At 43.1% G+C, this 25,315-nt stretch carries 25 protein-coding genes; 12 read left to right on the top strand and 13 right to left on the bottom strand.

All coding sequences use genetic code 11. The annotated features are described in order from the left end of the window. Positions 1 to 113: 113 nt before the first annotated feature. Complete coding sequence (locus M3I01_RS07605; RefSeq protein WP_255895203.1) at positions 114 to 1,358, top strand: multidrug effflux MFS transporter; 1,245 nt, start codon at positions 114 to 116, stop codon at positions 1,356 to 1,358. Positions 1,359 to 1,429: 71 nt separating this feature from the next. Here the strand turns inward: M3I01_RS07605 and M3I01_RS07600 are convergent, their stop codons facing one another. Both M3I01_RS07600 and dctP read right to left on the bottom strand, forming a co-directional pair. Continuing rightward, a complete protein-coding gene (locus M3I01_RS07600) occupies positions 1,430 to 1,987 on the bottom strand; it encodes a TetR/AcrR family transcriptional regulator (RefSeq protein ID WP_255895202.1) in 558 nt (185 codons plus the stop codon). A gap of 71 nt (positions 1,988 to 2,058) precedes the next feature. Further along, the gene (dctP, locus tag M3I01_RS07595; protein ID WP_255895201.1) at positions 2,059 to 3,060 is read right to left on the bottom strand and encodes a TRAP transporter substrate-binding protein DctP; all 1,002 of its coding nucleotides are present in this window, start codon (positions 3,058 to 3,060) and stop codon (positions 2,059 to 2,061) included. 282 nt (positions 3,061 to 3,342) lie between these two features. Here dctP and trpB point away from each other — a divergent pair, with 282 nt between their 5' ends. From trpB to map, 4 genes are all read left to right on the top strand, one after another. Then, the gene (gene trpB / locus M3I01_RS07590) at positions 3,343 to 4,605 is read left to right on the top strand and encodes a tryptophan synthase subunit beta (RefSeq protein WP_255895200.1); all 1,263 of its coding nucleotides are present in this window, start codon (positions 3,343 to 3,345) and stop codon (positions 4,603 to 4,605) included. Next, positions 4,602 to 5,420 carry a tryptophan synthase subunit alpha gene (gene trpA / locus M3I01_RS07585; RefSeq protein ID WP_275565008.1) on the top strand — a complete coding sequence of 273 codons (819 nt, stop codon included), beginning with the start codon at positions 4,602 to 4,604 and terminating at the stop codon, positions 5,418 to 5,420. Before trpB ends, trpA begins: the two co-directional genes overlap by 4 nt. 91 nt (positions 5,421 to 5,511) lie before the next feature. Then, positions 5,512 to 5,718 carry a ParD-like family protein gene (locus M3I01_RS07580; protein WP_176335699.1) on the top strand — a complete coding sequence of 69 codons (207 nt, stop codon included), beginning with the start codon at positions 5,512 to 5,514 and terminating at the stop codon, positions 5,716 to 5,718. 1 nt (position 5,719) lies between these two features. Continuing rightward, positions 5,720 to 6,493 carry a type I methionyl aminopeptidase gene (gene map, locus M3I01_RS07575; RefSeq protein WP_255895197.1) on the top strand — a complete coding sequence of 258 codons (774 nt, stop codon included), beginning with the start codon at positions 5,720 to 5,722 and terminating at the stop codon, positions 6,491 to 6,493. A gap of 3 nt (positions 6,494 to 6,496) precedes the next feature. Here map and M3I01_RS07570 read toward each other — a convergent pair whose 3' ends face one another. Continuing rightward, a complete protein-coding gene (locus tag M3I01_RS07570; protein ID WP_255895196.1) occupies positions 6,497 to 7,414 on the bottom strand; it encodes a LysR family transcriptional regulator in 918 nt (305 codons plus the stop codon). 94 nt (positions 7,415 to 7,508) lie between these two features. Here M3I01_RS07570 and M3I01_RS07565 point away from each other — a divergent pair, with 94 nt between their 5' ends. Then, positions 7,509 to 8,426 (top strand): DMT family transporter, encoded by a 918-nt coding sequence (locus M3I01_RS07565; protein ID WP_255895195.1) that lies wholly within the window; start codon positions 7,509 to 7,511, stop codon positions 8,424 to 8,426. Between the two features lie 90 nt (positions 8,427 to 8,516). On the opposite strand, the gene M3I01_RS07560 is transcribed toward M3I01_RS07565, so the two are convergent. The 8 genes from M3I01_RS07560 to M3I01_RS07525 form a co-directional block, all read right to left on the bottom strand. Next, on the bottom strand, positions 8,517 to 9,089 hold the full coding sequence (locus tag M3I01_RS07560) for a fasciclin domain-containing protein (protein ID WP_255895194.1): 573 nt from the start codon (positions 9,087 to 9,089) through the stop codon (positions 8,517 to 8,519). 117 nt (positions 9,090 to 9,206) lie between these two features. After that, positions 9,207 to 9,695 carry a peptide-methionine (R)-S-oxide reductase MsrB gene (gene msrB / locus M3I01_RS07555; protein WP_255895193.1) on the bottom strand — a complete coding sequence of 163 codons (489 nt, stop codon included), beginning with the start codon at positions 9,693 to 9,695 and terminating at the stop codon, positions 9,207 to 9,209. A 221-nt stretch (positions 9,696 to 9,916) separates the two neighbouring features. Continuing rightward, positions 9,917 to 10,126, bottom strand: coding sequence for a cold-shock protein (locus M3I01_RS07550; protein ID WP_012069364.1), 210 nt, complete (start codon positions 10,124 to 10,126; stop codon positions 9,917 to 9,919). 227 nt (positions 10,127 to 10,353) lie between these two features. Next, entirely contained in the window at positions 10,354 to 11,655 is a 1,302-nt protein-coding gene (locus M3I01_RS07545; protein ID WP_255895192.1) for a DUF3422 family protein, read from the bottom strand. 95 nt (positions 11,656 to 11,750) lie between these two features. Next, positions 11,751 to 12,677 carry a GGDEF domain-containing response regulator gene (locus tag M3I01_RS07540; protein ID WP_255895191.1) on the bottom strand — a complete coding sequence of 309 codons (927 nt, stop codon included), beginning with the start codon at positions 12,675 to 12,677 and terminating at the stop codon, positions 11,751 to 11,753. A gap of 5 nt (positions 12,678 to 12,682) precedes the next feature. Next, positions 12,683 to 15,022, bottom strand: a complete 2,340-nt coding sequence (locus tag M3I01_RS07535; RefSeq protein ID WP_275565007.1) for an ATP-binding protein — start codon at positions 15,020 to 15,022, stop codon at positions 12,683 to 12,685. A 22-nt stretch (positions 15,023 to 15,044) separates the two neighbouring features. Next, positions 15,045 to 15,815, bottom strand: coding sequence for an avidin/streptavidin family protein (locus M3I01_RS07530; RefSeq protein WP_275565006.1), 771 nt, complete (start codon positions 15,813 to 15,815; stop codon positions 15,045 to 15,047). Between the two features lie 12 nt (positions 15,816 to 15,827). Continuing rightward, a complete protein-coding gene (locus M3I01_RS07525; protein WP_255895188.1) occupies positions 15,828 to 17,057 on the bottom strand; it encodes a pepsin-like aspartic protease in 1,230 nt (409 codons plus the stop codon). Between the two features lie 167 nt (positions 17,058 to 17,224). On the opposite strand from M3I01_RS07525, the gene M3I01_RS07520 reads away from it, so the two are divergent. Then, positions 17,225 to 17,773 carry a hypothetical protein gene (locus M3I01_RS07520; RefSeq protein ID WP_255895187.1) on the top strand — a complete coding sequence of 183 codons (549 nt, stop codon included), beginning with the start codon at positions 17,225 to 17,227 and terminating at the stop codon, positions 17,771 to 17,773. Between the two features lie 20 nt (positions 17,774 to 17,793). On the opposite strand, the gene M3I01_RS07515 is transcribed toward M3I01_RS07520, so the two are convergent. Further along, positions 17,794 to 18,321, bottom strand: coding sequence for a lipocalin family protein (locus M3I01_RS07515; protein ID WP_275565005.1), 528 nt, complete (start codon positions 18,319 to 18,321; stop codon positions 17,794 to 17,796). Between the two features lie 67 nt (positions 18,322 to 18,388). On the opposite strand from M3I01_RS07515, the gene M3I01_RS07510 reads away from it, so the two are divergent. The 5 genes from M3I01_RS07510 (at position 18,389) to M3I01_RS07490 (ending at position 23,908) form a co-directional block, all read left to right on the top strand. Further along, on the top strand, positions 18,389 to 19,900 hold the full coding sequence (locus M3I01_RS07510; RefSeq protein WP_255895186.1) for a glycosyl hydrolase family 79 N-terminal domain-containing protein: 1,512 nt from the start codon (positions 18,389 to 18,391) through the stop codon (positions 19,898 to 19,900). Between the two features lie 106 nt (positions 19,901 to 20,006). After that, the gene (gene fepB, locus M3I01_RS07505; protein WP_255895185.1) at positions 20,007 to 21,035 is read left to right on the top strand and encodes a Fe2+-enterobactin ABC transporter substrate-binding protein; all 1,029 of its coding nucleotides are present in this window, start codon (positions 20,007 to 20,009) and stop codon (positions 21,033 to 21,035) included. After that, complete coding sequence (gene fepD / locus M3I01_RS07500) at positions 21,025 to 22,101, top strand: Fe(3+)-siderophore ABC transporter permease (protein WP_255895184.1); 1,077 nt, start codon at positions 21,025 to 21,027, stop codon at positions 22,099 to 22,101. The genes fepB and fepD overlap by 11 nt, the downstream gene beginning before the upstream one ends. Then, complete coding sequence (locus M3I01_RS07495) at positions 22,098 to 23,114, top strand: FecCD family ABC transporter permease (RefSeq protein ID WP_255895183.1); 1,017 nt, start codon at positions 22,098 to 22,100, stop codon at positions 23,112 to 23,114. Before fepD ends, M3I01_RS07495 begins: the two co-directional genes overlap by 4 nt. Continuing rightward, positions 23,111 to 23,908, top strand: coding sequence for an ABC transporter ATP-binding protein (locus tag M3I01_RS07490; protein WP_255895182.1), 798 nt, complete (start codon positions 23,111 to 23,113; stop codon positions 23,906 to 23,908). The genes M3I01_RS07495 and M3I01_RS07490 overlap by 4 nt, the downstream gene beginning before the upstream one ends. Before the next feature lie 73 nt (positions 23,909 to 23,981). On the opposite strand, the gene entS is transcribed toward M3I01_RS07490, so the two are convergent. Continuing rightward, positions 23,982 to 25,280 carry an enterobactin transporter EntS gene (entS, locus tag M3I01_RS07485; RefSeq protein ID WP_255895181.1) on the bottom strand — a complete coding sequence of 433 codons (1,299 nt, stop codon included), beginning with the start codon at positions 25,278 to 25,280 and terminating at the stop codon, positions 23,982 to 23,984. Positions 25,281 to 25,315 lie beyond the last annotated feature (35 nt).

Here is a 25,315-nt window from a genome sequence, read left to right as displayed (position 1 = left end):
GTGCACATAAACACAAACTTACTTTAATAAAGCCCCAGTATAATATTCAGTCATTATTGGGATCCGAATGATTCGTCATCCTATAAAACAACTTGTTTTCTTTGGAAAATATTATGGAAAATGCTCACAACAACACCTCTGCGTCCGGCATGGAGTCAAAAGAGTTCACGGTCCTAGTCGCTCTACTAATGTCCATTACCGCGATTTCCATTGATGCTTTACTGCCTGCGCTAGGAATTATCGGCAAAGAGCTGGGAGCCGTTACAGCAAACCAGCCTCAATTACTCATTAGCATGTTGTTCTTAGGATTGGCGCTTGGTCAACTAATATGCGGACCCTTGTCTGATGCATTAGGTCGTCGCCCTATTCTGTTTGCCGGTTTTGCTTTATACCTAGTGGGCACCGTAATTTGTTATCAAGCTGACAGCTTAGACGTTTTAATGTTCGGGCGCTTCATTCAAGGCTTAGGCGTTGCAGGGCCTTATATTTCAGCAATATCACTGGTAAGAGACTTGTATCACGGTGCTCAAATGGCACGCATTATGTCATTAGTGATGATGATTTTTGTTCTTGTTCCAGCCATTGCTCCGACACTGGGTCAAGCCATCATGCTTGTTGCTGACTGGCGCAGTATCTTTGAACTGTACCTTGTCTACGCGGCCTGTCTTATTGTATGGATTGCTTTTCGTTTAAAAGAGACACTCCCAAAATCTAATCGTATTCCTTTTACCAAAAAAGGCTTTTACGAAGGCTTCAAAGAAGTCGTGACGAATCGCATTACGGCGAGCTACACCATTTGCATGGGATTATTTTTCGGTAGTTTTATTGGTTACTTAAACTCATCACAACAAATATTTCAGGTGCAATTTAACACGGGGAATTTATTTGCTTTTTACTTTGGCTTATTAGCCTTGGTACTAGGCGTAGCCTCTTTAATTAACTCACGTATTGTTGAAAAACACGGCGCTAAATTCATCGCCTTCCGTGCTATTTTCGTCGTCGTGATTGCATCGCTTGCGTTCTTTTTCTTGCACGCCTTTGTGGCAATCAGTTTATGGATGTTCATGATTTATGCGGCAATCTTTTTCTTCTGCTTTGGCTTGTTATTTGGTAACGTCAATGCGCTGGCAATGGAACCGATGGGACACGTTGCTGGTATTGCTTCCGCTGTCATTGGCTCAGTGTCATCCATTATGTCTTTGTCCATAGGCACCCTCATAGGCCAAATGTACAACAATACCTTAATGCCGATTTCTGGTGGCTTCGCCATAACCGGTACATTGGCTTTGTGTATTATATATTGGGCAGAAAAAGGTCGTGTTGAAGAGAACGTATCAGCAGAAGGCTCTGCGGTTTAACCACAAACCGTACGTGATTTTAACTAATGAAAGAGAAGCCAAATAGCCTGCGCTATTTGGCTTTTTATTTACTAATGAATAAGGACTTCAAGCTGGCGCGCTAATTCGTCTTCTTCCATCATTGCCTGATTCATCAAAGCGGGCATCAACAGCGCCTCTTTACTCACGGCCTTCAAGGTAAAAAAGTGCTCATCAGACACTGAAAATTTATTCATCCAAGCCAATAAGGTTGATTCGAGCACTGCTTCAAACTCGACGAACAAAGCAAACGTAGACGGCGCCATTTTATGCTGCTCACCTAGCAATATACGATAACTTGCCAGCCGTTCCGCCTTTCCAACCCAAACAGACCAAAGCGCGATCCATCCGGTAATAAAACTGAGTTCTTTCGCCGAATTCAGCTTCAACAAGGCAATGTCCATTTCCTCTTGTGCCCTTTCGGTTAAAGAAAACAATGCGGTCTCCCACAACACCAATTTAGTGGGAAAATTACTATACACCGTCGGCTTAGACACCGCCGCCGCTAAAACCACCTGATCAATACTGGTACTTTGATAACCTTGTTTCGTAAAAAGCTCACACGCCACTTCGACAATATGCGCCTTTTTACTAGGCCTTCCTCTCGCCATAAACGCCTCTATACATGATATTGTTTTACTTGCTTCGACATACTGATGTCAAAACACGTATTTCAAGCTATTTACTTTATGCTTTTGGATTGACGTTGGGCCTCTCGAAACGCACGATAAATGCTGCCATTTTGCTTCGGATCATGGTTAATCCATTCTTGAGTCATTCGTTGATTAATCACCTCAAGTTCTCGCAATAGTTTATTGGAGGGTTTGCTATAAATAATACCGCCATTTTTTAGTGACGCTAGATCCGTTTCAACACGTTCTTTGGTTTGCAACCAACCATTACGCTCAGCCTTAAGCGACGCCTTTTCAATCGCCGCTTTGGTTTTTTCATCCAGCTTGTCAAAAGCATTCTTGTTCATCACCACGATTTCTTTGGGTATCCATATTCGCAGATCATTTAAATATGGCGCATATGTCCATACCTGAGAATCCTCTCCAACAGAAAGAGACGCAAAACGACCGTCTAATTTGCCTTGCTCAAACGCCGACTTTACTTCCTTCAGCGGCACTTGAACGGGATTCGCACCAAGACTCTGGATCAAAGTTGTCACCGTCTGGTTAAACGCACGAATGGACAAACGGCTAAAATCGCCAATGCTTTCAATCTTACGCGTCGAGAACACACTATAAGGCGTCCACGGCACCACGTATAAATAGTGTAGGCCCAGCTTATGCAGCTGCTTCTGAGTATCCGCTTTCGATACCTGCCACAACAACTGAGCATCATCATAGTTATCAGCGAGGAACGGAATCATATCGTGCTGAAACACGGAATTTCGTTTATCCAACAACCCCAATAGAAACTCACCAATCACCACTTTGCCCGTCATTACTGCCCCAGGAATCGCAAAATGAGGCAGTGCGTGGCCATTTGATTTCACCAGAATATTAACCTCGCCATTCGTCAAGGCTTGCACGTCTTCTGCAAACTCATAAGCGATTTGGGTTGGCTGGTTTCGATCACCAAAGGGCGTTGGCATCACCCAATCTTGCGCAGAAGCCACCGATGACGCAACGACAATGCAGACTAAAGATAACCGCTTCAATACGAAATACTTAACCATATGAGTCCTAATTAATACCATTATATTTGAAGTTCAAAACTATTATTAACTCAACTTAAATGCATAAAAGTCAATATGCATAAACTTCCCAAAAATTTACTAGGCTGAATTTCCCATACTCTTCTAGACAGTGGTTGAGAGCCTCAAATTTAATTTGAGTTTCAGCCTTTATCTTTATTACCCACACTTTATTTCAAAATGACAAATCAAAATACTTGACGAGGCGCTATGATCGCATTAAATTAACTAAACGGTATAGTTAATAAATTAAAGAGGTTTAAGATGAAAAGTGAGAACGGTTTCTACGGGCAATACGGCGGTAGCTACATCCCTGAGATCCTTTATTCGAGCCAGCAGCAAATCTTGCACGCGTTCGAAGACGCTAAAAACGACCCAGCCTTTCTCACTGAGCTACACAAACAATGGCAGCAGTTTTCTGGCCGTCCAACGCCATTAACCTATTGCGCGAACCTGACTGAACACTTTGGTGGCGCGCAGATTTATCTTAAACGTGAAGACTTAAACCACAGTGGCGCGCACAAGATGAACAACGTGATTGGCCAAGGTTTGTTGGTCAAACGCATGGGCAAAAAACGTGTTATCGCCGAAACGGGTGCGGGACAGCACGGTATTGCCACCGCATTGGTCGCAGCGCGTTTAGGCCTTGAATGTACGATTTACATGGGCGCGAAAGACATAGAACGCCAATACCCCAATGTATTTTGGATGAAGCAACTCGGCGCAACGGTAGTGCCTGTTACTACGGGCGCACAAACCCTTCGCGATGCGCTAGACGAAGCCTTGCGCGACTGGTCTTCTAGCCATGAAAACAGCCATTATTTGATTGGCACGTCTTGTGGTTGCGCGCCCTTCCCTGAAATGGTGGCGTTTTTTCAATCCGTTATTGGTGACGAAGTACGCGAGCAAAGCGTGGCGCAATTTGGTCAACTTCCAGATCGCCTGTACGCCTGTGTTGGCGGTGGATCAAACGCTTGTGGTTTATTCCTGCCTTTCTTAGACGACAAAGACGTCGAAATGGTGGGCGTCGAAGCTGGCGGTAAAGGACTGGAATTGGGCGAGCACTCTATTCGCCTATCTCATAACCTTGGTCAGCCCGGTATCGCCCAAGGTTTTGCGACCATGTTCTTGCAAGACCAAGCTGGCCAATTACAAGAAACCCATTCTATCGCTGCCGGTTTGGACTACGTTGGCGTTTCGCCCATCATTGCGCATTTGGCCGAAACAGGTCGTATTAAAATGACCTACGCGATGGACGATGAAGTGATTGCTGCGTGTACGCTATTGTTGAAAAAAGAAGGGATTATTCCCGCGCTAGAATCATCTCATGCGTTGGCGGGCGCGTTTAAAGACGCTCCGAATTTACCAAAAGAGTCAAAAATTGTAATCAACCTTTCTGGTCGTGGCGACAAAGACATCTTCAACGTCGCGAAAGCCGTACAAGATGAAACTTTCCCTCAATTCTTAACCGATTATCTTGCGGCTTACCCAACTAGCCACGCTGACCATAAGGAGCAAAACGCATGAGCCAATTAGCCGCTTTTATTGAAGAAAAAAAGATCATTAAAGAAAAACGTCAACAAAAGCCGATTTTGTCCATGACCCACGTGGTTTATGGGTATCCAACGGTTCAAGCAAGTCTGGATTGGATGAAACGCCTGATGCAAGAAGGCGTGGACTTCATCGAAGTACAATTTCCTTTTTCAGACCCTGTGGCCGATGGTCCAAGTATTGTCGCTGCGTGTCATAAAGCGTTAGAGCAAGCCCTAGACGTAGAAACCTGTTTAGCCCAACTTGGCAAACTGGCGAAAGGCTTTCCTGAAAGCCGCATCGTATTGATGAGTTATCTCAATCCTATGTATCGTTTCGGTTTAGACAAACTTGCCAAACGTGCGGCCGAAGAAAATATTCTAGGTTTAATCTTACCTGATCTGCCGATTGAGCAAGCCGCCACGTATAAAGCAGCTTGCAAAGCCAACGGCATCGATCCTGTATGGCTCGTTACACCAGTAACACCACCAGAACGGTTGGCAATGTTAGCAAGTCAAGCCAGCGGCTTCCTATATTGTGTGGCTCGCTCTGGTGTAACGGGCCATTCTGTCCATGAAAACAAAAGCCATGAAGGCAAAGTAAAAAACACCTCGCTCGACGATTATTTGGCTCACATCAAGCAACACGCCAGCGCCCCAATGGGTGTCGGGTTCGGCTTGCGAGAACGAGCGCAAATTGAACAGTTAATTGGCAAAGCCGACATCGCTATTCTTGGTTCTGCGCTATTGGATGCGTACAACAAAGGCGGGCAAGAAGAAGGCATTAAACTGATCAAAGACTTATTTCACTAAACTCATTCTCAAAATCCACAGTAAATATTGCTTGAAACTCTGCAACACCGAATATATGATCCGTGTATAATTCATATACGGATCATATATCATGGGTATCATCAAGATTTCCGACGACCTTCACGACGACATTCGTAAAAGCTGTCACGTCATGTCTCGCTCTATCAACGCTCAAGCCGAATTCTGGATGAAGATGGGACGCTTAGCCGAACTCAATCCAAGCCTGACTTTTTCAGAACTTATTGCCAATGAACTGGCAAACGCCAATCTCGAAACGCCATTAAAAATGGTGAAGTAGTATGCAAGTACAGATTAAAACCGCAGATGAAATTGAATTAATGCGCACATCGGGAAAGCTGCTAGCTGAGGTCTTTCACATGCTGGATGGCGTCGTAAAAGAAGGTATATCAACCTTAGAAATAAACAATAAAGTAGAAGACTTCATTCGCCATGAACTGAACGCAAGACCTGCAAGCCTAGGGCAATACGATTATGGATTTTCCCTAAACTCATCTATAAACGAAGTAGTCTGCCACGGCGTGCCTTCAGCAACTCAGATCCTCAAAGCAAAAGACATTATTAACTTAGACATTACGCTTGAGAAAAATGGTTTTATCGCCGACTCCAGCAAAATGTATGTTATGAGCGATGCTAACCCTATTGCCAAACGCTTAGTGAAAACCACTTATGAAGCCATGTGGGCAGGTATTAAAAAGGTAAAACCAGGCGCAACATTAGGCGATATTGGCGCTGCCATTCAGTCATTAGCCGAAAGCAAAGGCTACTCTGTAGTAAAAGAATATTGTGGTCACGGCATAGGCCGAGAAATGCACGAAGAGCCTCAAGTGCTGCATTACGGCAAAGCAGGAACGGGCCTTGTGTTGGAAGAAGGCATGACGTTTACCATAGAGCCAATGATAAACCAAGGCAAAGCCAAGACCAAAACCAAGAAAGACGGTTGGACCGTTATCACCGCCGACAAAAAACTCTCGGCTCAATGGGAACACACTATTCTGGTCACAAAAACAGGCTACGAAGTGTTAACACTCAGAAATGAAGAAGCGACAAGCTAATGCTTACACTGTCGCAGCCCAGCGGCTTTCCATAAAATCAATAAACACTCGCATTTTATTGGGCATAAAACGCATCGATAAAAACTGCATGTGAATACCGCCCTGAAAATCGCTATTAAGTTGCCAATCACTTAACACTTGAACCACATCCCCTTTTTCCAACGATTCTCGTACCACGAAGTCAGGAAAAGGGGCGATACCAAACCCTTGCCTCACCCCTTTTAAACGCATATCCGCATCGTTATTAATATAACGACCATCAACCGTAATCACCGACTTACGTTCACCTTGAGTAAAGGTCCAAATGTTGTCGCCATCAAAAAAACCGAGCGGTAAACAAAGATGGTCCAGCAAATCTTCTGGCGAACTCGGTGTGCCGTGCTCCATCAAATACCCGGAGCTGGCGCAAAGTATAGTGCGAACCTTTCCCAACGTTTTACAGACTAAATGCTCATGCGGTTTATCTGCCACATAAAACACCACATCGACATTCTGATAAGCCGGATCGACCCGCAAATCAGTCACTTGAACTTGCAACGAAATCGCAGGATACAAGACCATAAATTCCAGTAACAAAGGCTCTAAAACCTGTTTAGCAAAAGCGTCTGGTGCCGCAATTCGCAAGCGCCCTTTTGCTTCTGTCGCCTCATTTTCAGACGCTACGACGGCTTCTTTTGCGCTGTCGAGCATCCGACGGCATTGCTCGTAAACCGCGACACCGACCAAGGTTGTGGTTTGGCGTCGTGTCGTGCGTTCGATTAACACCACCGATAACGCGCTCTCGATTCTCGACACCTGTCGACTGACACCGGATGGCGTTACACCAAGCTTTTTGGCAGCTTTTGTAAAGCTTCCTGTTTCCACTACTGCGACAAAGGCGGCCATGTCGGGCAATAAAGCGATCAATTCATTTGTGTTCATGAGTCATAAGTATTTTGATTTATAAAGCAATTATCATACATCAACGCATCAGTTAACCTAGCTTTTTATTCCACCCAGACACCTGTGAGAACGTATGAAAGCACAAACACTTAACAACCCAACTCTTTTCAACCGACTTCCTATCGCCGAAATATCATTGCTTTTAACCGCCTTCTTTTGGGGAACCAGTTATGGCATCACAAAAGAAGCATTGGTTTATACCAGCGTCATCGCCTTTATTGTGATTCGATTCGGCTTAACATCACTTTTATTAATGCCTTTTTATTGGCGAGAAACACGTAAGGGACAGACTAAAGACTGGAAGTACGCACTGCCAACCGGCGCTATTTTACTCTGCATTTTTCTCGCTGAAACCTATGGCGTTTTCCATACAACCGCATCTAAAGCGGCGTTTCTGATCAGCCTTTGCGTATTAATGACACCTTTTGTAGAAGCGATCACAGCAAAACGATGGCCGAGTAAAAACATATTAGGGTGTGCATTATTGTCGGTGATAGGTGTGTTGTTACTGACACAGAAAAGCATTGGCTGGATGGTCTTTAATATTGGCGATTATTTCATTTTGTTGGCCGCATTTTTACGCGCCTGCATGGTCGTCACGACGAAGGTGTTATTGGATGACAAGCGACTGTCACCGTTAAGCACAACCAGTCTCCAAGCCAATGTGGTCACGCTGGGGGCATTGGTTATTTTCTTCGCGAGTGACATTCAGGTAACAGAACTGTTTCCAACGGAATGGTCTTTCTGGCTGGCGATGTTGTATCTTGCTCTTTTTTGTACTGTCTTCGCACTCTTCGCACAAAACTATGGTGTTAAACACACAACACCATCGCGCGTTGCTTTGCTAACAGGATCAGAACCTGCCTTCGGCGCACTTTTCGCCTTCGCTTGGCTAAACGAGTCACTTACTCTGATTCAAATGCTTGGTGGTGGCTGTATTTTATTAGCAACTTTTATGGCGACTAAACAAAAGAGTACATTCGCTTCATAAGCAAAAATGCCCCACCCCTAAAGCATTCACTAGAGGCGAGGCATTCGTAGAACATCGTTAAAGCTCTTGGAGAGCAATCCCGCTGGCGTATTACTGTTTAGGTAAAAGCACCGCATCAATCACATGAATCACACCGTTAGATTGTTTAACATCTGCAATGGTGACATGCGCTACTCGACCGTTTTCATCTTCAAGCATGATTTTATCACCCTTATATGTAGCCATTAACGTACATCCACCAATCGTTGGAACAGGGTGTTTGCCCATGTCATCATCCACCATTGTTTTTATTGCACCAGAAAGCGCATCAGCTTTCACTACATGACAGGCCAGCACTTTCGTCAATGCCGCTTTATTTTCTGGTTTCAACAAGTTAGCGACAGCACCTTCTGGTAATTTGTCGAACGCGGTATTGGTCGGTGCAAAAACGGTAAACGGCCCTTCGCCTTGTAAAGTATCAACCAAACCCGCTGCTTTCACCGCCGCCACTAGCGTCGTATGATCTTTGGAGTTTACGGCATTTTCAATAATATTTTTGCTCGCATACATAGGAGCGCCGCCCACCATTGGATTGTTATTTTCATCGGCGCTCTTCATGCCACCAGTGGAACAGCCGGCAAGAGTCACGATAGTAGCAGCAGAAACAAGGCTTAATAATTTCATTGTTTTTCTCCAGTTTGTTTATTTGTTTTTCCATAACAATTCGCCATGGTTATAAAGAGATACGGGGCGAATTAAAAAAAGTTTCACTTTTATTTAAAATAAAAAATAACAAACAGATTAAGCGGGGCGAAATACTAGAGAGATGCCATTTAAACAGTGACGTAACCCTGTAGGTTGAGGGCCATCGTCAAAGATATGGCCAAGATGACTTCCACATCGACGGCAATGCACTTCTGTGCGCTCTATAAAAAAGCCATTGTCTTCTTTTGTTCTAACGGAATCTGGCAGACTTTGATAAAAACTTGGCCAGCCTGTTCCGCTCTCATATTTGGTGCTACTAGCATACAGAGGTAGGTCGCAGCCTTTGCAGTGATAAGTGCCTGCACGTTTTTCATTAAGCAATGCACTACTCCCCGCTCGCTCTGTTTTTTCCTCTCGCATCACCTGATATTCAAAGTCAGTTAATCTTGCTTGCCATTGCTGCTTGGTACGAAATACCTCAAATTGTGAGCTAGAAGACAACACGGCCGCTGTCGCGGGCATAGTCGAAAATTTAGCAACTCCTATAACGCAAGCGGTTTGTACAAGAAAGTGTCGACGATTCATAACAATACCTCCAAATAAAAGAACGCCTGAGTGCCGTTTCGGCAAACCTAACGCATACCAAGAGATACGTGAAAAAGCTGGAAAAGTTTCAGTGGAGCACATTAGAGGACAGAGTTAAAAATACGCCCTGTGATGTAACAGGATGATGGTTTGTTTTTCAAAAACAAAAAAAGGGTAAGTTCCGAAGAACTTACCCTTTTTTAAATATTCTTAGCAGCTAATTAAAGTACTGTAATATTTTCTGCTTGAGGACCTTTTTGGCCAGCAGTAACAACGAATTCTACTTGTTGGCCTTCAGCCAAAGTTTTGAATCCTGAGCTAGCGATAGCACTGAAATGTGCGAACACATCAGGGCCAGACTCTTGCTCGATAAAACCAAAACCTTTAATTTCGTTGAACCACTTAACGGTTCCTTTAACTGTATTAGACATAAATATTCACCTGAATAAAAATTAAACGCCTCAAAATGAGACATAAATTGCAAAAAAATTAGACTGTTACTTAGAAACTTCAGGACGAGGAATTATGAATAAGACAGCGTATTACAGAGTTTATAGTTAGAGACTTCTTTCTAGCTTGAGCGGTAATGATATAGTCGTATTAATAAGATAGATAGCTTTATTTTCATTAAATGCTAAAAAAATCTCCTTATCGCCATTTACTCACCCTTTTCTTCCTTAGCCTTTGCTAGCAATAAGAAACGCTTGTGAATTCGTCTCGTCGCGAGCCAAACGCCTCCGACGACAAGAGGTACAGACAACCCAATAACTAAACTTTTATCAAAATTCACGCCTTTATCGTAGACAGCTTCGATAAGAAATTTTAACAATCCAACACTATAATAACTAATAGCGGCGACAGATAAGCCCTCTACAGTATGCTGCATTGCAAGTTGAATTTTTGAACGACGATCCATTGACGTGAGAAGTTGCTGATTCTGTGATTGAATCGACATTTCTACCTGAGTCCGCATCATATCCGAGACTCTATCAATACGCCTAGAGAGGCTTTCCAAATGATTGCCTACCGTATTGCAAGTGCGAACAGCAGGCGTTAAACGACGCGTCATAAATTCAGTAACCGTTAAATGCCCGGACACTTCGTCTTCTTTTAACTCATTTAAACGCTTTAAAACTAATTCATGGTACGCTTTTGTCGCGCTAAATCGAAAAGAGGTTTTCGCTCTAGTGGCTTCTACCCAAGCCGCCATATCAATCAATTCACCTAATATAGCTTGCTCATCAAGCGGTTCTGCTGAATCCGATAAATTGGCTGTTATTTGAGCCAATTTTTCATCCATATTCACCAGTTCAGCACTGTATCTTCGGGCCATAGGCAGCGCCAATAAGGCCATCAGACGATACGTTTCTATCTCTACTACCCGCTGCACCATACGGCCCAACTGACTGTCGCTCATATTTTTATTGTAAATCAAAAAACGACCACAACCATCGCTGTGCAACTGAAAACTGGTCCAGACTTGAGCGTCACCGTTTTGTGGTCGACTACCAACCAAGCGCATGCCTTCGAAATGCCTTTTGACCAACGCTAAATCAAGTTCAGGTATGGTGCGCGCATCCTCAACCGCCACATGAAAGGCGGCAATGACAACACCAGGAATTTTCGACAACCAATCGATAGGTAAACAATCTAATGCATTTTGATCAAAAAAACCGATAGAGCCATCCATCGGAGTATGAGTGATCATATAAGAAGTAAACTCAAGATGTTTATCGCGACGTATTTTGACATTGCCAAAATCCACCTCAAAACACGAACCATCGCCTTCGGGCGGTATGCCATCAAAATAGCTATAAAGTGAACAAAAATGTTCATAGTCGGCATTTTTTTGCTCTGAGCCAACCATGACGGCGAGATAACTTATTCTGGTAGGACTAGGGATTACCTGAAAAGGGCGCGAATGTAACTCCGCATAAAGTACATCACGCAATGGATGCATTTCCAATCCATACGAGTTATTAGCTTTATCCACTGACTTTACAACCAATATTTAAAAATGAGTGTTAAACAAAAACATTTAGAAAAGAATAAAAATCACTCAACGACAGCCTGTCGATCATTCGCTAATTTCCATAAAATTCTATTTTTACCACTTTTTTTAGCAAGCCCAAGCATGTCATCAGCCGCATTAAAAAAATCATCACTTTTACAACCAAGACTCGGTAATTTTGTGGAGCCTCCCACACTTACCGTCACCTTACCGCTAAAATTCTCATGGCTATAGGCCAAATTCAAAGCTTCTACGTCTTGCATACAACGACGAGCAACATCAATAGAGCGTTCCCGAGAGTGCCCCGGCAGTAAAATGACAAACTCCTCTCCTCCGTATCGTGCTACTAAACCTTTATCTGATACTTGATCTGCTAACACAGCAGCCACTTGTTGGAGCACTTTATCGCCAGTGGCGTGGCCGTAACAATCGTTGTATTGCTTAAAATTATCGATATCAATAACGAGTAACGAAATACAATCTTGATTTAAGATGGCGGTTTGCCATTCGTGTTCAATCACATCTTGATATTTACGACGATTTGCAAGCGATGTAAGTGGGTCTATGTTAGCTAACTCTTCCAGCATTTTACGCTGCTTTATAAGCTGCAAATGAAGACGTACACGAGCCTGTACAATGTTCGTATGCAGTGGTTTTTGAATGTAATCACTCGCGCCCATCAATAATGCTTTTTCTTCATGACTTGAATCATTTAAGGCGGTAATGAAAATAACGGGGATAGCGCTTGTACGTGCATCACGGCGAAGACGACTCATGGTTTCAAAGCCATCCATTTCAGGCATTAAGACATCCAGTAAAATCAAATCTGGCTGATATTCTATGGCTTTTCTAATACCCTGTTCGCCACTTTTTGCCATCATAATACAGACATCATCATTAAGTATGTCGCCGATTATTTTCAGGTTGATTTTTTCGTCATCAATGACTAAAACACTTTGCTTTACTGTCATCGTCTTTAATTACCTTGAAGCTCGAAAATAAGCTGAGATGCTTTAATAGCAGCAACCTCAAACTCGACATCTTTTATATCAGAAATTAAGTGTTCAACATCTAAAGCATACTTTGTCCCTCTCACCATCTTACGCAATAAGCTAAAATGGTTTTCTACAAAAAAGTCTGATTTTTTTAACAAGGGGACAATCACTTCTAGTTTACTGGCCAGTTCATTGGCACAAAATACCCACTCTTCTTCATCACTGTTAATTAAAGAAGCATAAGGCATTAAAACTTGTCCTAGTTCATAAACTAATTTATTCACTGTCTGTACGAGACGCTCAAGTAATTTTGAACTAATTATATTGTTCTGAATATTTCGTTCTAATTCAGAACAATATCGTGATAAGTCAAAAGCTCCAATATAAGCTGAGTTCGATTTTAATGAATGGATAATATCGACAACATTACTTTCTAAACATCCGTCTAAAGTAAATACTTTATATTTATTATAAAAAGCCGTTATTAAATCGAGGTATAAACTTGTTTTTCCACCAAGATTGCTTACCGCACCTGTGATGTCTAATGTATCGATTGATGACATTTTAGACAATACCTCAACATGCGATGAATCCTGATTTGAGACAAAAAAATCATTCATTTTTAAGAAGTTATCTTGTATTTCTGCATGTAAGTGTTTTTGTAAAGTTTTGTACAAGTCGAATTTTTTAATTGGCTTATCTAAATGCGCATTCATACCTGCCTGAGCAGACTGCTTTTTTGCATCTTCAGACACATGGGCCGTCATCGCAATAATAGGGATATTTCCGTATACGCAAGACGATCTAATATGCCTTGTCGCTGTTAATCCATCCATAATGGGCATTTGAATATCCATAAAAACGATATCATAATTCTTACTATCTAATTTATTAATGGCGTCTTCGCCGTTTCCTACCACGTCAACATTAATAGACGTATCATCTAGATACCCTAGAATAACTTTTTGATTTATTAGATTATCTTCTGCCAATAACAAATTATATTGAGATAAATTAGGAGTACTATTTTCTTCAGTTAGCGTTGGATCAATAGAAAGCGATGAGCTTGACGGAATATTAAGAGGTAACGTGAAACTGAAGGTTGAGCCGTGACCTATTTCACTGTTTACCCAAATGTCGCCCCCCATAATGTCACAGAGCTGACGAGATATTGTTAAACCCAATCCGGTTCCACCAAACACCCGAGTAATACTGTCGTCTGCCTGCTGAAACGATTGAAAGAGCTGCTTTATATCCGTTTTTGATATTCCTATCCCCGTGTCAATTACATCGCATCTTAACAAAACACCTTGACCATTATTGGTATCAGAATATACACGCACGCAAACACCACCGTGTTCAGTAAATTTAACGGCATTCGTTACCAGATTGACCAATATTTGTTGTATCCGCAATGGATCACCCAAGAGCATGGGCGGTAGTGACGCAGAAATATCGACTGTCAACGCCAGTTTTTTTTCTTGAGCCTTAATTGTGTTCATATTGATCGCATGCTGAACGATCAACCTAGGAGAAAAAGGCACGGTTTCTATGTTCATTTTTCCCGCTTCGATCTTCGAAAAATCCAGCACATCGTTAACAAGACTAAGCAGCACTTCACCCGAGGCTAATATTTTATTCATACAGTCTTGTTGTTCAGCATTTAAAGATGTTTTAAGACTTAAGTGACTTAATCCAATCACTGCGTTAATGGGTGTGCGTATTTCATGGCTCATTCTGGCGACAAAGGAGGACTTGGCTTCCAATGATTCCTCTACGGCACGCTTAGCACTTTCTAATTCTTTGGTTCGTTCTTGTACTTTTCGATCGAGATCTTGATTTATCGTTTCAAGCGCGGCGCTGTATTCAAGAAGTTTCTCATTGGCTTTTAATGCAACTTGTTCCGCTTCTTTAATCCTCGAAATATCACGGCTCACACCACATATAAAAATAGGATTATCTAATGAATCAAATATTGGTACTAATAAAGTATCAACATAAACAGCCTTACCACCGGATGTGGCATATTGAGTCATAGATATTGGCTCTCTAGCAGCGATAGCTGCTCTATAAGAGCTATATAGGCCTTCGACAATTTCATCCCCCCAAGTTTCTCTGATATTCATTCGACGAACTTGTGCGTCTTTCGATAGACCCATTACCTCTCTTGAAGCAGGATTATTATCAAATAAAGAAAACTCTCCATTTGGTTCTACCGCCATGATAAACATAAGATCTGCGGAATGGTTCCAAAGTTTTAAAAAGCAATCAATAATCATTTGATCATGATTAGTTGAGTCAAAATCATCAATCGAGTTCATATTAGATATCCCTTCTTCTTGATTATTTTTTTCTTAGTAGCCAACTTTCTACATCGGATTGGTAGTAAACATTATCAGGAGTTGTCGCATTAGCTATCCACCTTGATAGCTGTAAGGAATTGCTATTCAAATCTAACCATCCGCTCAAAGAAATAGGAACGTCTCTATCAAACATATACCCACAAATGCTGATGCTTTGTAGACTTAAGTTTTCAATATTAGTGTCTGTAAAACCATTAAACATGATTTTTGTATTCTGGTAATCAGCAGTACCTTGCACTAAACCGTAACGATTATTCGTCACGGTTAAACATAATTTAGCACTAGGATTTTCCCCTATCCATTCACCATTAATAGGGTTACTAAACATCGTTTTTTCTATTTTTTCGCTTGACAATATAGCCAAAGGTTTAAATTCGTTTGATATTTTTTTAAAAATTAATTTATCAATATAATCACCAGAAGATACACCATTAAAATTGGATGTCGCAACCAATGAATTGATAACGCTTAGCTCACCATTATTTAAAACCTGTCCACAGTATGTAGACACCCAGTGCCAGCTTTCATCACGTGTTTCCGAATTTACCGGGTGCCAGTAGATTGAAAGCACTACAGCCAACCCCTCTCTTTCCTGAGATGATACTTCTGGTGCACAATTACCAATCACGCTATAGAGACCGGTAGAGCCTGTTGTAGATGAATACTGACCTACGATACTTCCATCCTCAGCAACCAATAAATCCATCTTAGAAGCATAGCTATTCACCCAAGAACCATTTAAATAATGCAATATAAACCTCTCTTATAGTATGTGAAAAATTTTCGCTGGCTTTCCTTGCGTGGAAGTAATGATCTTTGGCCCATTAAGCTTATTAAAAATCCACATTCCAACGGGCTTAATCCGGCTTTCAGAACCAAAGGAAATAATCTCGTATTCATATACTGTATATAAATAATCCATCAAAACTGAACCGACCAACACTAGATTGTCCAACCCATCTAAAGGAGAAAATTGAGAAATGGTTTTCCCACGATCTTCACCATGCTCAATAAGAACATCATAGATTGATGATGGAACAACCAGCCTTCCATTTTCATTTCGATCGGTTTTTCCTAGTTCAATAATTACATCTTGGCCATTTTTAGAAGTCAAACTAAACACTTCATTCATTATTTTTGGATCACCTTTAAACTGAGAAGAACCAGAATCGAGGGAAAAGAAATAAGGTGTTAGAGATTTACCTTCATGGATTAGTACTTTATCGCCTACCGACAAAGATGTCAGTTGACTTGTCCAAATATACGAAACAGAAGGAATAGAATAGGATTGCCAAGGCAAAAACAAATACTCCCTACTATCTCGGTAATCTTGATTAAGCTGACCAAATTCAACTTGTCCACTCTCGCTGTCAATATCTGTTAGAAATGTGACATAAGGGCGCTTTGCACTAACAATGCCTTGCTCAACCAAACTTTGAAAGAAATGAAAGGACGCGGCTTCACTCCCACGTTGAGGTGTCATACCTCGATAAGGCTGGCCCAAAGAAGAAAAATCAGACCGATCATTTGTGCTGGGAATTCCAATTCCACCATCCCAATCAAGCTCTCTAAATTGTGTACCTTGATAAGATTCTGCTAAATACAAATCGGACGACAAGGAAACCGAGCCATTCTCCATTCGACCTAAAGACTCAGGCGTTAATGTAAACACATCATTGCCTGTCTTTACGTCCATATTTCCCCATGGCCCAAAGTTGACATCTGTTGTGTGCTGATTCACCCATGAAAAGCTGGACGATATTTGATAAACAAATTGTTGATCACCATAGTGATGACAGGTCTCAGGATGACATAAGCTCGATGTCGCCCAGATAAAGTTACTGCCAGTATCGAAAGAAAATTTTAATGTTTGTGCTGGTGTGCCAACACCGACAAAAGCATACCAAGGAGAAGCACCATTGTTCTGATAAGGACCTCGATTAAGAGAGACGGAAAGTCCTACTCCACCGCTTTTCATTAATACTGATTTCATATTCACCTCAAAATAATACAGTGTGCACTTGATGTTAGTCATAACAAAAGTAACAACAAAGAGAATCTAAGTCTCATTAAAACAAGAAATACAACAGAGAAACTGCTTTGTTCATTTATACTATCCCCTTAAATTTAACAAAGACGAAAAACAGGCTAAATACCCTTATGTCTATTCCTATCATTAAATTCGGCTTTATTCTATTAGGATTTATGTCTGTTAATTTGGCTAACGCCAACGACTTAATTACTTTTGGGAAAGCCTGTCTGGTAAAAGAAGAACGTTTAAGCCAAGCAAAAATAAAATTAGACGCTCTATCTCGTCGTTCCGATCAAACACAAACCAAGACAAATCAGGCATGGCTTTCTTTAAAGCAGTATCAACAAGAGAGAGATGAGTTAGAAATATCGATGACAGAATGCAGTGAAACAACGCCCAATACGGCCTATTGCCATCAAATTCGCCGTCGTTATAACGAGCTAACATATCGTATTAATAGGAAAGAAGTAGAAGCGTCCGAAGAACGCTTTGATGGTGACGACTCAAAAGTTGATTATGAAATAACAAGAGCGAATTTTAACCAACGACATGAGGCTTTTCTCGCCCAATGCAGAGATTCAGATGATCATTACGCACTGCTTCAAAATCCTGACGCGTATGCGGCCGTTTGTTCAGACGATGAAGCAAAACAATCCGTCACTTGCGCTCTTTTCTAGCCATCCGGTGTATTATGTCATTACTGAATTATAGTGCCGGTTTGCACCACATTGACCAGTTTATCCATCTGAAAGCCTAGCTTCTCTGCTTTTGCGAACAATCTTTGCTTTACGTCTTTTGGCATCGTAGGTGTTCTTGATAATAACCAAAAAAACTCACGATTAGGGCCTGATACCATGGCGTATTGGTAGTCTTTTTTATCTAACTCAAAGATCACATAAGCACCATAAAAAGGCCCAAAGAAAGACACTTTTAAATGTCCAACATCAGAAGAGTTGACAAAATACGCTCGCCCTGTGGCTTCTCGCCATTCTTTATCGTCTGCTGAATAGCCTCTGTTTAATACCGCCACACCACCATCATCTCGCATAGAATACGTGGCGGTTACGTTCGTCAACCCCTCTTCAAACGCATGATCTTGTCGAGCAATTTCGTACCAGGTTCCTAAATAACGCTCTAACTGAAATTGAGTAACAGGATTAATATTTTTAGGCGCACTAGTACAACCCGCCAATAGAATCGACATAATCCAAACAACATATTTCATATAGGCATCCTTATAATTCGTTTAGGTTTCACCACTTAATACAAGTGTCACAGTCTTATTGCAGTCTATGAAGATCGTTTATTCGGGAACAAACATCTTGTTTAGTAATAGATTAGTAAATTCATGGCAACACGAAAGAAGCACCAGACAACAAAATAAAACCGTGTCTGTGAGTCTAAGTAGTATGACGCCAATTACCAAGGTTGACGCGAGATTTTTGTCTTTTTCTATCGATATTTCTGTTCTGGCTGGCGGATTTTGGTGGGAAGGCAGTAAAGGCACCCAGCGAGGATTGGGGACGCAGCGGGTCGAGCCGTTAGATCTAAATCAGCCAAAGCTAGATCAACTTATCGAAGCACTTGGACCCGCCTATGTTCGCGTTGGTGGGTCAGAAGCCGATAAAATACATTATTTTACCAGTCTCAAAAACGCCTCTACTGAACCACCCAATACGCTCATTCTCACGAAAGAAATGTGGCATAACCTACACGACTTTTGCCAGCGCCATGCTTTACGCCTCATGTTCACCATGAAGTACGGCTTATTTGAGCGACGCCAACAAGGCGCATGGCAATCAGATGAAGTGGAAGCATTACTGCAATACAGCCATGAGCACGGACAAACTATCGAGGTACTTGAGCTAGGCAACGAGCTCAATGCTTACTGGGCGTTCCACGGACTCACCTCGCAACCCAGTGCCAAAAATCTCGCCAAAGACTACGACACCTTTACACGATGCGTTCGACAACACTGTCCACACAGTAAAGTTGCCGGCCCAGGCAGTGCCTTTTGGCCTAGGATCGGTGAGGCCGTCAAACCACTAAGCAATATATCATCCACTTTTTTGGCAAGCCTAGAGGAAAAAATCGACATCGTGGACTGGCATTATTATCCCTTCCAAAGTAGTCGTTCGCCGATTAAAACAAGAGCGGCCACAATCAATAATATCCTGTCGCCAAACTCTTTGAAGGACTATGAAAAATACTCGATGCAACTCGATAAGTGGCGTAACCAATATCAACCAAAAGCAGTACTTTGGACTGGTGAAACAGGCTCAGCACAATGCGGCGGGCAAGCCAAACTGTCTGACCGTTTTGTCTCCTGTTTTTGGTGGGCGGATCAATTAGGGCGAGGGGCGAAAATCGGTCAAAAAGTCATGATAAGGCAAAGCCTGATTGGTGGAGACTATGCCTTAATCAATCGTAGTACGTTAAAACCTAACCCTGATTATTGGGTCAGCTGGCTATGGGGAAAGCTAATGGGTGAAGACGTTTTTGCCGTACAAAGTAACGATCCTTTTGTGCAAACTTACTGCCACAGTGCAAAAAAAGAAGGCAAATGCACGCTGCTTATTATCAACATGTCGGCTAAACCCAAAATTATGAATTGCCAAGGATTTGGGTCAAAGAAAAAACGTTTCGAAATAACCGCCGACTCTCTTACCTCAAAAAAAATACGCATCAATGGCATCAAACCTAAGTTTAATAAAGGCAAAGTGGCCTTAAAAGATTTCCCTAAGCTATCAAAGTTAAACCTCGTCAGCCCTTACAGTATTAATTTTTGGTGCTTTACGGTGTGAGTAAAAAAATCAAAAAAGAAAGATAATGAAAATGATTATCAATAGTATGATTAATGTCTGCCCATCGTTATAATAGCGCGTTCTTTTTGGTCTATAGGGTTTAGGCATGCTTAACAATACTTCTCTTTTTAATCGCTTCTTCGCGCTCTTTGTTTTTTGTTTTTTACTTGTGGGCTGCGATCAACCGTCATCTCATTCATCCTCATTAAAAATCGGCCAAGTAGAAAAAAGTAAATCCGGCTGGCCAAGAAGCATCATGACTCGTGAAGGTTTGCTCACCCTAGATAAACAACCAAGTAGGATTGTTTCTACCAGCGTCACCTTGTCTGGCACACTACTGGCAATCAATGCGCCACTTGTTGCCTCTGGTGCGACCATGGCGAACACCAGCGTCGCGGCAGAACAAGGCTTCATGCGTCAATGGGCAAACGTAGCGGAAGAACGAGGCGTTATCCCGCTCTACCAAACAGAGCCTAATGCGGAAGCCATTATTAAAGCGAATCCAGACTTGATCATTATCTCTGCGACGGGTGGCGATTCAGCATTAAAGCTCTATGATCAGCTAAAAAACATAGCCCCCATTCTGGTCATTGGTTATGACGACAAAAGTTGGATTCAACTGGCCGATGTTTTAGGGAACATTCTTGGCCTTGAAGAACAAGCTAAAACCATCACACAGCGCTTTGAAAAGGGCTTAAAAGAAACTAAGTCGATGATCACCCTACCACCTCAACCAACCACTGCCATGGTGTATTACCAAGACGGTACAGGCGCGAACATTTGGACAACCGAGTCCGCCCAAGGCCGCATTTTACAAGAACTAGGATTCACCATTGCCGACATTCCAGAATCCGTCAAAGGCAATATCAGTATGGGCATGCGTAATGACATTGTCATTGCCACCGGTGAGCGGTTCCCAGATGCCGTTACGGGTCACTCTGTCCTGTTGTTTTCAGCTTCCAAGGACAGAGAAACAGCGTTCAAAGAAAACCATTACTTACGTGAAACAAGCGCTGTAAAAAACAACCAAGTATTTGCGGTCGGCGATGACACCTTCCGCTTGGACTACTACAGCGCCACCAACTTACTCAAGCAATTACAAACTCAGTTTGGACACCAAACCCATGTCCAGTAACGCCTTAACGAGAGAAAAAACACCTAATACAAAGTCACTCAATAAAACGCCACTTAATAAAACGACAGCGACAACCAGCAATAAGCGCTACGCTTGGCTGCTGGCGTCCATCCTTTTATTGTTTGTCATTATGGTGGCCAGTTTATGCATTGGCGCAAAGCCCTTATCGATAGATCAGCTTTGGAATGTCTTAATCGGCAAAGAACATGGCATTGCCGAAATCATCATTTTTGAAGGTCGACTCCCTCGAACTTTAAACGGACTTTTTGTTGGCATGGCACTTGGCACGTCTGGCGCGCTGATTCAAGCCATCACACGCAACCCCCTTGCCGACCCAGGCATACTCGGCGTTAACTTAGGCGCCAGTCTGGCTATCGCGATTGCTATTGTTTTTCTGGGTGCGACTCAGCTTACCGAATTCTTCTATTACGCGGCGCTCGGTGCTTTTTTAGCCAGTTTGTTAGTCTATTTTGTTGGCAGCATGGGCGGTGGAAGAGTCGATCCACTTAAGCTGACCTTGGCAGGTGTGGCGATTGGCGCCGTCTTTGGCGGGTTAAGCTCCTCTCTCACGCTATTTAACCCAGTCGCGTTTGATCAAGTTCGCTTTTGGTCCGTTGGCAGTTTAGATATTCGAACGCTGTCTGTGCCGCTATTTATTGCCCCTGTGGTTATCATTGGCTGCCTTCTGGCCATTGCCATTACACCCGCTTTAAACGCATTTAGCTTAGGAGATTCCTTAGCCGCGGCATTGGGAAGTAAACCCGTTCGAATCCAAGTGATAGGTTTGATAGCGATTACTCTGCTTTGTGGCGCCGCAACCGCCGCCGCCGGGCCCATTGGCTTTGTCAGTTTGATGATGCCCCATATAGCCCGCTGGATGGTCGGTCCAGATCAACGCTGGATTATTCCTTTCAGCTTTATTTTGACGCCCATTCTTCTATTAAGTGCCGACATTATTGGTCGAGTGTTAATTACTGGCGAATTGCGAGTCTCGATTGTGACCGCTTTCATCGGTGCGCCAATCTTAATTTATTTGGTGCGAAGAAAAGGCGCGACAGGATTATGAAAAACCGTTTTTTGTCCAAAAATGCATTTACCCCGTTGGTAATCAAACTACCTACACTCATCACGACACTCTTCAGCTTACTGCTCATCTTCGCTACGTTATTTTTTGGTGAACACATTACCAATAATTTCCACGATATTTGGCAATTAATGACAGGGAATGCTGATCGTTATCAGTCTATCGTGGTATGGCAATGGCGAGCTTCTCGCTTATTTGCAGCGCTGATCATTGGCGCTGCACTTGGCGTTAGTGGCGCAGTGTTTCAATCGCTAGTGCGCAACCCACTTGGTAGCCCAGACATAACGGGCTTTAACGTAGGGGCTTTTACAGGCGTTTTGATCTCCATTGCACTGTTCGGCAATCTATACTGGCTAAGTGTTTTTAGTGCCATTTTAGGTGGGCTATTTTCTGCGCTACTGGTCTATTTGTTTGCGTATCGAAACGGTCACTCTGGCTTCCGCTTGATCATTGTTGGCATCGCCATTAGCGCAACGCTCACTGCTTTTAACCAATGGTTGTCACTCACTGTGTCATTGGAAACCGCTATGACAGCAGCCTTGTGGAGTGCCGGGTCGCTAAATGGCATGACATGGTCTCGTATCCTTCCCGCTGCACTCTTAATTTCGGTCTTTCTGATCTGTGCTTTGCTACTGAATACGCGCATGAAGCTATTAGAAATGGGCGACGACACCGCTGCGGCCTTGGGCGTGTCAGTCAATAAGAGCCGTCTTACATTAATGTTTGTCGGCGTTTCGCTCACCGCGGTTGCCACCGCAATTACAGGCCCTATTGCCTTTATCTCGCTTGCGGCGCCACAAATTGCCCGTCGCTTGGCGAATAACACCAATGTATCGCTTGGTTCTTCAGCGTTAGTTGGCGCGATATTATTGCTGCTTGCTGACTTTATTGCACAACACGGTTGGGAAAACTCCACCCTACCAGTCGGGCTGGTTACCATCAGTTTGGGTGGCATTTATCTAGTCTATTTGATTACTCGGGAAGGCAAATTATGACATCGCAATCATCCATTTCACTTGGTACAGAATCAGTCACCCTACGTTATGATCAAAACATCATTACACAAGACCTTTCTATTCATATCCCCGAGGGTAAATTCAGCGTTATCGTCGGCCCAAACGGCTGTGGAAAATCCACATTACTACGCGCTATGAGCCGCCTACTAGAGCCAACATCTGGCCAAGTTTTACTTAATGGTAAAAACATCCATGCGTTGGCGACTCGTGATGTCGCCAAAATATTAGGCCTGCTACCACAAAGCGCCATTGCTCCAGACGGTATTAAAGTAGTCGACTTGGTTGCCCGTGGACGCTTTCCTCACCAAAAATGGTTTCAGCCTTGGCGTGAACAAGATCAGGACGCCGTAGATGCAGCGATGAAAGCAACGAGCATCACGGAATTTGCCCAGCTTAATGTGGATCAGCTGTCCGGTGGACAACGCCAACGCGTTTGGGTTGCTATGGCGTTAGCACAGGAAACACCGCTGTTATTATTGGACGAGCCAACCACGTATTTGGACATCGCTCATCAAATTGAATTAATGGATTTATTTCAAGATTTGAACCGACTACAAGGCCATACCATAGTGGCCGTATTACATGACCTTAACCACGCCTGTCGATACGCTGATAACCTAATCGCCATGAAGTCTGGACAAGTTGTCGCCACAGGCACACCTAATGACATTGTCACGGAGACATTAATTGAAACGGTATTCGGACTGCCTTGTATTATTTTAGAAGATCCAATTTCAGGCACACCACTGGTCATTCCAAAAGGCCGACAATAACAGCAAAAACAACAGCAAAAATAAAGCGACGATGAATAGCTCATCGTCGCTTTATTCCGTTTCTTATTCTTCGTTATGCCACTTCAGCCACGGTATTTTTTGTGTCTTTCATAGCATCAGACTCTGGCGGAAAAAGGCTGGTATCAATCCAACTTGCTTCTCGAAGTGATCGAACGCCCGCACCGACAAACAAGGTGGCTACGGCACAACCAAGCCCTAGGCTTACCAACCCCATCACCGGCGACAGTACTTTGACAATCACCCCAATTCCTAATGCTCCAGCAGAATCCCCGACGACATCTTGCGCCGTCCAAAAGCTACCAATGCGGCCCAACATATGATCTGGCGTATGGCCTTGTACAATTGAATACTGCAGTAAACCGCCAATAGAACCAAGGTAACCAAACACCGCTAACGCTCCTAGCATCAACACTAAATGCCCCATTACCCCCAAAGATGCAACACATAAAAAAGACAAGAAAGCCGTTATTAGCATCACCACACCTGGACGCCGTAAACCGCGTATCCAACCACTGGTTAATGCACCTAACGTTGACCCCACTGGCACAGCGGAATACATAAGGCCGACCTCAAACGCCCCACCGCCAAATGCCGTTGCCGCCAACGCAGGAAACAAAATTCGAATGGATTTGGTGACAGCTTCCAGCGTGCCTAACGCCACCACCGCGCGAATCACTTTATGTGTAAAGACAAAAGTAAAACCATCCAATAAAGATTTAATGGGATGCTCTTGTGGACCACCTGCTTGCGGCTTCATATTTGGCAGCGTCACCAACGTAATCAGAGTACAAAGAGTACCAACGGCAGCCAAGGTGTAATTCCAAGTCACACCAAATGACACAATTACCACACCCGCTATGGCAGGTGAAATGACCGAACCAATGCGAACAACCAGCATGCTCAATGCGCCTGCGGTAGGGATGTTTTCTCGCCCAACCAAATGAGGAATAGACGCCATTAACGCGGTCAGTCCAATAGCACTGAAGAAACCATCCCACAATGAAATGGCATAAACGGCCCAAATACTGGGTTCAGAAAGGTAAGCGTTCAACGCCAGCAGCACAAACCCCACACCACAAATAAAGCGCGAGGCTAAAATCAACCATTTGCGATCCATTCTGTCGGCCAGAACACCACCCAACATCAGTCCTACAAACATGCCCATGCCATCTAGTGCAACAGCGAAACCGACCTGTAAGCTGGACCCTGTCAACTCATAAATTTGTACTGGCACCGCCACATTTAACATGCCTATACCCAATACAGACATCAAACGGGCAATGAAAATAGCGCGGAAATTGGCGTTGGTTTTTAGCAGACTAAAATCCAACATGATCTTTGATTTTGACATAACGACTCTTTAAGTTTGGCGCGGCGTCATGCCGC

It is taken from the genome of Marinomonas maritima (genome assembly GCF_024435075.2).
GTDB classification, from domain to species: domain Bacteria; phylum Pseudomonadota; class Gammaproteobacteria; order Pseudomonadales; family Marinomonadaceae; genus Marinomonas; species Marinomonas maritima.
This window is presented reverse-complemented; position numbering and strand designations above follow the sequence as displayed.

Bases quoted from the DNA above. Each gene is read 5' to 3' on its own strand.
- M3I01_RS07600 (WP_255895202.1), bottom strand. From the start codon at position 1,987: ATGGCGAGAGGAAGGCCTAGTAAAAAGGCGCATATTGTCGAAGTGGCG.
- M3I01_RS07550 (WP_012069364.1), bottom strand. From the start codon at position 10,126: ATGTCTAATACAGTTAAAGGAACCGTTAAGTGGTTCAACGAAATTAAA.
- msrB (WP_255895193.1), bottom strand. From the start codon at position 9,695: ATGAATCGTCGACACTTTCTTGTACAAACCGCTTGCGTTATAGGAGTT.
- trpB (WP_255895200.1), top strand. From the start codon at position 3,343: ATGAAAAGTGAGAACGGTTTCTACGGGCAATACGGCGGTAGCTACATC.
- M3I01_RS07565 (WP_255895195.1), top strand. From the start codon at position 7,509: ATGAAAGCACAAACACTTAACAACCCAACTCTTTTCAACCGACTTCCT.
- M3I01_RS07535 (WP_275565007.1), bottom strand. From the start codon at position 15,022: ATGAACTCGATTGATGATTTTGACTCAACTAATCATGATCAAATGATT.
- fepB (WP_255895185.1), top strand. From the start codon at position 20,007: ATGCTTAACAATACTTCTCTTTTTAATCGCTTCTTCGCGCTCTTTGTT.
- map (WP_255895197.1), top strand. From the start codon at position 5,720: ATGCAAGTACAGATTAAAACCGCAGATGAAATTGAATTAATGCGCACA.
- M3I01_RS07515 (WP_275565005.1), bottom strand. From the start codon at position 18,321: ATGAAATATGTTGTTTGGATTATGTCGATTCTATTGGCGGGTTGTACT.
- entS (WP_255895181.1), bottom strand. From the start codon at position 25,280: ATGTCAAAATCAAAGATCATGTTGGATTTTAGTCTGCTAAAAACCAAC.
- M3I01_RS07540 (WP_255895191.1), bottom strand. From the start codon at position 12,677: ATGACAGTAAAGCAAAGTGTTTTAGTCATTGATGACGAAAAAATCAAC.
- M3I01_RS07605 (WP_255895203.1), top strand. From the start codon at position 114: ATGGAAAATGCTCACAACAACACCTCTGCGTCCGGCATGGAGTCAAAA.
- M3I01_RS07525 (WP_255895188.1), bottom strand. From the start codon at position 17,057: ATGAAATCAGTATTAATGAAAAGCGGTGGAGTAGGACTTTCCGTCTCT.
- M3I01_RS07490 (WP_255895182.1), top strand. From the start codon at position 23,111: ATGACATCGCAATCATCCATTTCACTTGGTACAGAATCAGTCACCCTA.
- M3I01_RS07520 (WP_255895187.1), top strand. From the start codon at position 17,225: ATGTCTATTCCTATCATTAAATTCGGCTTTATTCTATTAGGATTTATG.
- M3I01_RS07580 (WP_176335699.1), top strand. From the start codon at position 5,512: ATGGGTATCATCAAGATTTCCGACGACCTTCACGACGACATTCGTAAA.
- M3I01_RS07570 (WP_255895196.1), bottom strand. From the start codon at position 7,414: ATGAACACAAATGAATTGATCGCTTTATTGCCCGACATGGCCGCCTTT.
- fepD (WP_255895184.1), top strand. From the start codon at position 21,025: ATGTCCAGTAACGCCTTAACGAGAGAAAAAACACCTAATACAAAGTCA.
- trpA (WP_275565008.1), top strand. From the start codon at position 4,602: ATGAGCCAATTAGCCGCTTTTATTGAAGAAAAAAAGATCATTAAAGAA.
- M3I01_RS07560 (WP_255895194.1), bottom strand. From the start codon at position 9,089: ATGAAATTATTAAGCCTTGTTTCTGCTGCTACTATCGTGACTCTTGCC.
- M3I01_RS07545 (WP_255895192.1), bottom strand. From the start codon at position 11,655: ATGCATCCATTGCGTGATGTACTTTATGCGGAGTTACATTCGCGCCCT.
- dctP (WP_255895201.1), bottom strand. From the start codon at position 3,060: ATGGTTAAGTATTTCGTATTGAAGCGGTTATCTTTAGTCTGCATTGTC.
- M3I01_RS07510 (WP_255895186.1), top strand. From the start codon at position 18,389: ATGAAGATCGTTTATTCGGGAACAAACATCTTGTTTAGTAATAGATTA.
- M3I01_RS07495 (WP_255895183.1), top strand. From the start codon at position 22,098: ATGAAAAACCGTTTTTTGTCCAAAAATGCATTTACCCCGTTGGTAATC.